This is a genomic window from Pseudomonas sp. MWU13-2100, assembly GCF_023242365.1.
Lineage (GTDB): Bacteria > Pseudomonadota > Gammaproteobacteria > Pseudomonadales > Pseudomonadaceae > Aquipseudomonas.
Window position 1 is genome coordinate 1 of the sequence record NZ_JALLIX010000089.1, and the last position, 4,141, is coordinate 4,141.

The following is a 4,141-nucleotide window of genomic DNA, read 5'->3' on the forward strand; positions in this document are numbered from 1 at the left end:
CGAACGTTCGCATACGACTCAAGACTGTGGGAGCGGTGCTTGCCCGCGAAGCTTTTAGCGCCCTGAAGGGCCTCTTCGCGGATAAATCCAGCTCCCACAATCTCCGCGGAACGTCGAACGTTCGCATACGACTCAAGACTGTGGGAGCGGTGCTTGCCCGCGAAGCTTTTAGCGCCCTGAAGGGCCTCTTCGCGGATAAATCCGGCTCCCACAATCTCCGCGGAACGTCGAACGTTCGCATACGACTCAAGACTGTGGGAGCGGTGCTTGCCCGCGAAGCTTTTAGCGCTCTGAAGGGCCTCTTCGCGGGCAAGCTCCGCTCCCACACAAGCATCGTACCCACAGGATCGCCACCCCAGGCTTGGGACAATCAGATCCGGAAATGCCCGACCATCCCCTTCAACTCCATCCCCAACTGCGCCAGCTCGATGCTTGACGCCGCGTTGCCCTGCATCGCCAGCGCCGACTGATCGGCACTGGCGCGGATGCTGGTCACGCTGCGGTTGATCTCTTCGGCCACCGAACTCTGCTCTTCGGCCGCCGCGGCAATCTGCTGGTTCATCTGCTGGATCAGCGACACCGCCGCGGCGATGCTGCCCAGCGCGCTCTCGGTCTGCAACGCATCGCTGACCGCCAGCTTGACCAGCTCGCCACTACTCTGGATCTGCTGCACCGAGGCCTGCGCCGCCGTGCGCAAGGCGCTGACCAGACGCTCGATCTCTTCGGTGGACTGTTGGGTACGCTTGGCCAGGGCCCGCACTTCATCGGCCACCACGGCAAAGCCACGACCCTGCTCACCAGCCCGGGCCGCCTCGATGGCCGCGTTGAGGGCCAGCAGGTTGGTCTGCTCGGCCACGCTCTTGATCACCCCGAGTACCGTGCCGATATTCTGGATTTCCGCGCTGAGGCTTTCGATGCTCAGGCTCGCCGAACTGGCCGAATCCGCCAGTTGCTCGATCCGCTGCATGCTCTGGCGCACCACCTGCTGGCCACTGTCGACCTTGTCGTCGGCGGTCTGCGCCGCCTGGGCAGCCTCTTCGGCATTGCGTGCAACATCGTGCACCGTGGCCGTCATCTGATTCATCGCGGTGGCGACCTGCTCGGTTTCTTCCTTCTGGGTGCTGACTTCCAGATTGGTCTGTTCGGTAACCGTCGATAATGAATGCGCCGAAGTCGCCAGTTGCTCGATCCCTGCCTGCAGGCCACTGACGATACCGCTCAGGCCCGCGCCCATCTGCTGCATGGCCAGCATCAGTTGACCGATTTCATCGCGGCGCTTGACCTCCACCTTACCGGTCAGGTCACCGGCGGCAATCTGCTGGGCTACCAGGATGACACTGCGCAGCGGCGCGACTATCAGGCGAGTAATCACCAGTGCCGCCACCAGACCGACCAGCAAGGCGAGGGCCGACGAGCCAATGATCAGCAGCGAATTCTTCTTCAGTTCGGCCTGCATCGACAGGTCCTCGGCGGCATAGGCCTGGTTGACCCGCTGCACCACCTGGGCCGCGCGCTCATGCAACTGCTGGTAAACCTTCTTCTCCTGCTCCAGCAGGCCGGTGTATTCCGTCAACTTGTCACTAAAGCTGGCGATGTGACCACTGACTTCGGTGAGCACCGTCTGATAGCCGGGATCCTTGATCACGGTTTTGAGCTGTTCGACTTGGGCCAAGGCCTGGTCAGCCTGCTCGATCTTACCCTTGTTCTGATTCTCGTCATCACCTTTGCGGCTTTGGTCCAGGCGCACCCGAGCCTCGTTCATCGCCTGTAGCATCAACTGCGAGACATGGCTGATCTGGTCGGCCTGCTCGATAAGCTCCTTGCCATCCTTGCCCTGGGAGTCCTTGAGGGCATAAGTGCCATCGTCGGACAACCCGGCCTGGAGTACGTCAAGGTTGTTGGCCACGCTGGAAACCGACCAACTGGCCATTTCCAGTGCCAGGTCCTTGGTCTGGGTCAGCTCGACGAATTCATCGAACGCCTTGCGGTAGGCCCCCAGGGCCTGCTCGACATCGGTCATGACCGGCACGTTGGCCGCCGATTGCGCCTTGAGGAGTTGCGCCTGCGCCAACAGGCCGTCGACGCCCTTATGCAAGGCATCGACAGTCTTGGGGTCAGAACGCAAGGCATATTCCTGCTCCAGCAAACGCACCCGCAGTAATTGGCTGTTGAGCGCGGACATCTGCTTGAGCCCATCAAAGCGCAAACTGATGGTTTGCAAGGACCACACACCGATCGCCGCCACCAGGCCGGTCAGCAGCAATACCAGGGCAAACCCGATAGCCAATTTCTTGGCCATACCGAGATTGGCGAAACGTCCTTGCACGGCAGAAATCATGGCGCTTAATCCCCGATTAGAATGCTGAAGGTGCACACGCCCATTCAAGATTCATGCAGATTCGCAATCGGGACGGGTGGAGCACAAGCCTTTGGCGCCGGAATAATGGCCAAAAGCTACATCCGCGTCGCTTTCAGGATGGTCGAGGTCGATTCGGCGCCACCCAGCAGACGGAAGAACTTCTGCGCGCGCAGATCCGAAGCATAGGCCACATTTATCCTCAGCCAGTCATTGCTTGTGCCTTGCGGCATAAAGGCGCTGCCCGGGGCCAGCAGCACCCCCAGCTTGCGCGCCTGAGCCAGGACCTGCGCCAAAGGATAGCCCGGGCTGCGGGCCCAGATGAACATGCCGCCGGCGGGCTCGGCGAACACCTCCCAACCCGCCCTCTCCAAGGTGTCCAGGGTAGTGACCCGCTCCACATTCAGGCGCTGGCGCAGTCGCTGCACCAGCTTGCGATAGGTGCCATTGGCCAGCAGCATGGCCACCACACATTCAGCAAAACGCGAAGCACCGAGGCTGGTGATCATCTTCACTTGCGCCAGACGCTGGATAAGTTCGCCGCGGGCACGGACGAATCCGACCCGCAATGAACTGCTCAGGGTTTTCGAAAAACCACCGACGTAGATCACCCGCTGGGCGCTGTCCAACGCTGCCAACTGCACGCCGGGACCGCTCTGCAGGTCGCTGTAGATCGCGTCCTCGACGATCAGGAAGTCATGGGCCTGGGCCAACTGCAACAACTGCGTGGCCACCGCCAGGGTCAGGCTGGTGCCGGTCGGGTTGTGGTAGAGGCTGTTGATGAACAGGCAGCGCGGACGGTATTGCTGCAACAGCCCGGATAGCTGCTCCATGTCCGGTCCGGAATGCGTGCGCTCCACCTCCAGCAGCTTGACCCCCTGCAGTGCCAGCAGTTTGTGCAGGTTGGCATAGCCCGGCGTTTCCACCAGCACGCAGTCACCCGGCTTGAGCAACTGACGCACCAGCAGGTCCAGCGCCTGGGTGACACCGTGGGTCGTCAGTATCTGCTCGGGAGCGCAGGGGATGCCTTTTTGCGCCAAGCGCTTCTGGATCTGTTGACGCAATGCCAACAGGCCCAGGGGCGTGCTGTAGCTGAACATCCCGTGCATCTGTGTGCGGCTGACCTGGCGAATGGCATAGGCGATGTCGTCGCTCTCGCGCCAGCTTTCGGGCACCCAGCCGCAGCCCAACTTCAACTCGCCCAGGGGATGTTCGCTGAAGGCGCCCCACTCTGCTTCCAAGCCTTCGTACCACTGCGGCTCGCCGTTGTCGCGGGCATCCCCGTGGGCATCCGAGACAATAAAGGCCGAACCGTTGCGCGGTGTCAGTACACCCTGCGCCACCAGGCGCTGGCAGGCTTCGAGGACATTCGCCTGGCTGAGTGAGTTGTCCTTGGCCAACTGTCGAACGGATGGCAGGCGAGTCCCAGGCCCCGCGCGATGACGGCGAATCCACTCGATCACGGCATTGACGATTTGCTGCACGACGGGGACCAGCGCCTGCCGATCAATTTCCAAATCCATTGTGTTTGACGCTCCAACCCATTGTTATTTCTCGTTAAACAGTTAAACACAAAAGCCTGGGGGGCTTGCTTGCACAAAAAGCCTCTCTCCCCGCCCTGAAAGGCCCGCCCGCCGGGCCCTGAAGACACCGGCTGACGCATCTGCGCGAATGTACCGACCGGATTTCCAACACCGGCGGACATAAAAAAACCCGCCATTACAGACTGTGTGAAAACCTAGCAATCTGCTGGCCGGTTAAAGAAAATGCCCGTATCGCAAGATG

The 4,141-nt window shown here is 61.1% G+C and carries 2 protein-coding genes and 1 pseudogene; all 3 read right to left on the reverse strand.

What is annotated here, in order from left to right; all coding sequences use genetic code 11:
* Nucleotides 1–370: 370 nt before the first annotated feature.
* The gene (locus M5B99_RS30370; RefSeq protein ID WP_412548768.1) at nucleotides 371–1,252 is read right to left on the reverse strand and encodes a methyl-accepting chemotaxis protein; all 882 of its coding nucleotides are present in this window, start codon (nucleotides 1,250–1,252) and stop codon (nucleotides 371–373) included.
* 27 nt (nucleotides 1,253–1,279) lie between these two features.
* Nucleotides 1,280–2,338: pseudogene (locus tag M5B99_RS30375) on the reverse strand (methyl-accepting chemotaxis protein); the annotation flags it as partial.
* A 116-nt stretch (nucleotides 2,339–2,454) separates the two neighbouring features.
* Nucleotides 2,455–3,879 (reverse strand): PLP-dependent aminotransferase family protein, encoded by a 1,425-nt coding sequence (locus M5B99_RS29315; RefSeq protein ID WP_248807415.1) that lies wholly within the window; start codon nucleotides 3,877–3,879, stop codon nucleotides 2,455–2,457.
* Nucleotides 3,880–4,141 lie beyond the last annotated feature (262 nt).